We start from the raw sequence: 4,027 nt of genomic DNA on the forward strand, positions 1-4,027 counted from the left end.
CTTAATGCCCTTTGCCATATCGAAATAAAATACTATCTTTGCAACATACAACAAAGCCACAAGAGCTTACATTTCCCCACCGGGATTTGTAGGCTCTTTTTTTGTTTGACTCCTTAATAATTCAATATGGGAAATAACACCGAAATACTTACAGCCTTAGAACGGCTCGCACTGCCCGATAAAAGAGAACAGCGCATAAAGAACTGTATGAAACATAAGAGCGTTGACCGTGCCACCGCCGAGCGATTGGTCGAAGATTCTGCCCGATTTTGGGAAAGGAAACGCCGCCGTGAAAATTGGTAAAACGTAAAGACAAAATAACATGAAAGAGAAAACAGAACAGACTAACGCTCCCGAAGCATACAGCTTTGCCGCTGAGCAATGGGATGTAGAAGGATGGAGCAAGGAGCTTGAAAGAGTTTCAGACATGGCTCTTGACTTCTCCGCAGGATTCAATACTCTGGAGAAATATGACCTGCCAAGAGATGTGGAAACGTTAAAGAAATTCGGCGAATATGCAGACCCCACTAAATGGAAGCTATATATCATGTCGCTATATAGTAATTACATCAGCAAATTAGGGTATGTGCCGAAGTCGGAAAGAAATAGAATCCGCGAAGAATATATGACAGTAGCGAAGGAAACAGAGTCATTTATTATCGGAATGGCAAACGCTATCGCAATGGGTTGTGTTCTTGCCGTCGATAAATCCGGCTATGTTGAAGTTGATGAAGACGCAACACTCGAACCTCGAAAGAAAAAATATATCCGCAAGATAGACACGCGCCGTATGTCTGAATATTGGGGAAAGATAGTTGCAGCGACAACGGCTGTTACAACCCTCAAAAATTTTGAGGAATGCAACGGGTTAGCTCCCTCTGTCTATTCCACGACATTGTTAGATCCTATTAGCCGCAGAATGATTTCCGGCGATGAGAATTTAGACCCACGCACTTTCGAGAAGTATATGTGGCGCAAATTCATAAAATCATAACAACATGAGACAATCTACAGAAATAGCCAACGCCAACGGAATAGGCGCATATCTCCACCACGCGAGAACCGAGATAACCGGGCAATATGGAACTCACCCCGGCGATGATTGCATTATTTTGTCAATCCCTAAATACAAGCAGTATGATACCGACCTTTGTCAGCATGGCGACATTACCCTTTCATTCAGCAAGAGTCAGGCGCAACGGCTCGCCCGACAACTTAACCGCATGGCGCAGGAACTTATGACCGCAGAAGAACGGGCCGAAATGAACGACAAACCAATTGTCACAGTTCCGGCGGAACTCTTAAAGCATATCGGACTATGAAGCGAGGACGCACGAAAACGGAACTATCACCGCTTGAAAAATTCTGCCTTGATGCCTATCTTACCAACGGAGACTCCCGACTTGCTTACATACTATCACGAAAAGAGCCGGAAGTTACAGCCTCTGAAAATTCTATCCCGGTACAGACAAGTAGGTGGATGAGTAGCGACAAGGTAAAGGACTATCTTGCTTTACGTCGCACAGTAGCCACCGCTAACGCAGAGACGCAGGAGATAACCAACAGAAGCCGTGATGATACAATTTCAGAGCTTAACAGACTTGCCTCTGCTTCGACCAACCCGAAAGAAAAGGCACAGATATTGTTGGCTCTTGCCGACCTGCAAAAATGGAAAAGGGAAGATTTAGGAGATAAGGAAAAACAGGTGTTTTTCTATATTCCCTTACCAATTGACAAGGCTATCGAATACCATGCTCGGAGATTGGCAGAGGCTTTCGGATGGGATGAGGAAACGGAATCAAAGGCAGTTAAGATTATGCGAGAATCGCCCGGCAAATCGTAATCCTGAAAATTAACCTTATCATTAACTCAAATAGACATCGAAAGGAACAACTTGTAGTAAAAACTTTGAGAACATAGACGGAGTTATTAACTTTGCAGTGTCTTTGAATGAAGACAACTCAAATGATAAAGATATAGCCCCGTCGAGATGACGAGGCTTTTATTTTATCCCTTGTTTATTTGGCGTATTTGCTACAAATTATTATCTTTGCATCATCATTTGAGAGTGCCACAGAGCGCCGGGTATAACCCCAAATGCATCTGTGTTTTATAAAATTCATTCAAGGACAGTGAAAAAAGCAAATTTCACAATTAGGCTCACAGTTAGACCGAGCCAATTAGACCCAAGCCGGGCGAAAATCAGAGCAACGCTCCGGCTCTCCGATGGGAGGCGAATATACTTCACCTCCAAAGGAAGTGTAGATACCTACACTGCACAAAATCTATTCGACACCACGGGCAGACCTTATGACTGCGAAAACTACGACAAGAGCGTATATCGCATAATGAGAGGGCTGTATCAATCCATTTGTGAGTCAATGATGGACTTACTACACATTGTCGCAGGAATCAATATCGAGGACATATCAACGGAAGAAATTCGCAAGAATGTTTCTGAAAACATGGAGATATGGAATCGCAACCATGAAATTGAAAGCGGCTACAAATGGAATCCGAGCGAATTGTTTTTGAAAAGGCAGGAGGGTAAGGTATGAAAGAAATCCAATCTACACCCGATTACTCGGACATTCTCAACGAAATAAAAGCAGCACCCCTTAGGGCTTCCAAATCTGCAAATATCTCATCTGCCCTCCCTACATTCGGACTTCCTGCAAAGTTTGTCGATTATTGCAAACACGTCGCCAACCGTCGCAATGTTCCAAACGAAGTCACCTTAATGGCCGCACTCACTGTTGCAGGAGCCGCCGCCGGGTCATTCGTCGAGAGCGACATTGCCGGATTTAAGAACAAGCCCGGACTAATGACCTTGATTGTGGCACCGTCCGCCGCCGGAAAAAGTCAGCCATTGCGCGATATAATGAAGCCGTTGTTTGCTATCGACGGGGAGTTGCTATCGACTTATAAAAGCAAGTTAGAGGCATGGAGATCGGAGAACGCGAAAGCGTCTAATCCGGCACCACGACCCGAAAAAACACAAATATTGTGTGCTGCCGCCACGGATGCAGCCCGCATTGAATTTGTGTGCGACAATCCACGCGGAGGCATTCTTTATAATGACGAACTTCGGGCTTTTTTCAAAAGTCTAAGCGGCAAGTTCAACGAGCAAGCAGTTGAGCATATATTGGAAATTTCCAATTTCAACCCTATAAAAAGAGATACCAAAGGAGAGGACGTTATCAAGGTATGCAGTGAGAGCTTCCTCGCAGTCCTGGGGGGTGTTCAAACTGACCTTATCCACGAAACCATTAAGCCCGATTTTATTGCGAACGGTCTTCTTCACCGCTTTTCAATCGTAATGTTTGAGGCTTCCGGCTTCCCGAAAATCGGTGACGGCATCGACATGACACAGACAGCCTATTGGAACAATACGGTAAAATCGTTACGCGGACTCGGTAACATAGTTTGGAAATTCTCGCCTAATGTAGAGGGACGCGAAGTGTTTGCAAGGGAATATGAGAAATTGTGCGCTTCATTCTCCGCAGATCCGGAAGATGGAACAGCATACAACAATTTCAAACATGCCGCCTTCGCAAAAGTCATGTATGCCGTTCACCAGCTCACATTAATTGCCCACTTGTTAAAGATTGTTGACGCAACTCCGGACTACCCTTATACGCACCCGAATATTGAGGCAGATACAATCCGATGGGCGTTTGCCTGTGCGCCATACCTTATCGCGCAAAAGATGAATGCCTATAACCTTATTGTAGGCAAGCCGAAGCCCCGGACAGACGAGGAAATAATAAGGGAACTTGCAGGTATGATGGCACGAAAAGGAAAGAAGCTGAATCGGAGTAAGCTCGCGGAAGCTGTCGGCATCGACCGTGCCAACATAAGCCGTTACACCAAAGGAATTGCAACGGATGATTGACGGGTGTGTAGTGTGTAGGTGTGTATATAGTGTGTAATAGGTATCAATATAGACAACAACAAGCATAACTATTTAATATTCATATTCTTATACTATATATTGATATTTTTATAACTTACTACACATATACCC

The 4,027-nt window shown here is 44.4% G+C and carries 5 protein-coding genes; all 5 read left to right on the top strand.

What is annotated here, in order from left to right; all coding sequences use genetic code 11:
• Nucleotides 1–322 precede the first annotated feature (322 nt).
• The 5 genes from QZ327_RS14200 (at nucleotide 323) to QZ327_RS14220 (ending at nucleotide 3,895) form a co-directional block, all read left to right on the top strand.
• Nucleotides 323–994: a hypothetical protein gene (locus QZ327_RS14200; protein WP_294620367.1), complete on the top strand. Its 672-nt coding sequence runs from the start codon at nucleotides 323–325 to the stop codon at nucleotides 992–994.
• 4 nt (nucleotides 995–998) lie between these two features.
• Entirely contained in the window at nucleotides 999–1,322 is a 324-nt protein-coding gene (locus QZ327_RS14205; RefSeq protein WP_294620369.1) for a hypothetical protein, read from the top strand.
• On the top strand, nucleotides 1,319–1,843 hold the full coding sequence (locus QZ327_RS14210) for a hypothetical protein (RefSeq protein WP_294620371.1): 525 nt from the start codon (nucleotides 1,319–1,321) through the stop codon (nucleotides 1,841–1,843). Before QZ327_RS14205 ends, QZ327_RS14210 begins: the two co-directional genes overlap by 4 nt.
• A 538-nt stretch (nucleotides 1,844–2,381) precedes the next feature.
• The gene (locus QZ327_RS14215) at nucleotides 2,382–2,558 is read left to right on the top strand and encodes a hypothetical protein (RefSeq protein WP_294620373.1); all 177 of its coding nucleotides are present in this window, start codon (nucleotides 2,382–2,384) and stop codon (nucleotides 2,556–2,558) included.
• Nucleotides 2,555–3,895 carry a DUF3987 domain-containing protein gene (locus QZ327_RS14220; RefSeq protein ID WP_294620375.1) on the top strand — a complete coding sequence of 447 codons (1,341 nt, stop codon included), beginning with the start codon at nucleotides 2,555–2,557 and terminating at the stop codon, nucleotides 3,893–3,895. Before QZ327_RS14215 ends, QZ327_RS14220 begins: the two co-directional genes overlap by 4 nt.
• Nucleotides 3,896–4,027: the final 132 nt, after the last annotated feature.

It is taken from the genome of uncultured Bacteroides sp. (assembly GCF_910578895.1).
GTDB lineage: Bacteria > Bacteroidota > Bacteroidia > Bacteroidales > Bacteroidaceae > Bacteroides.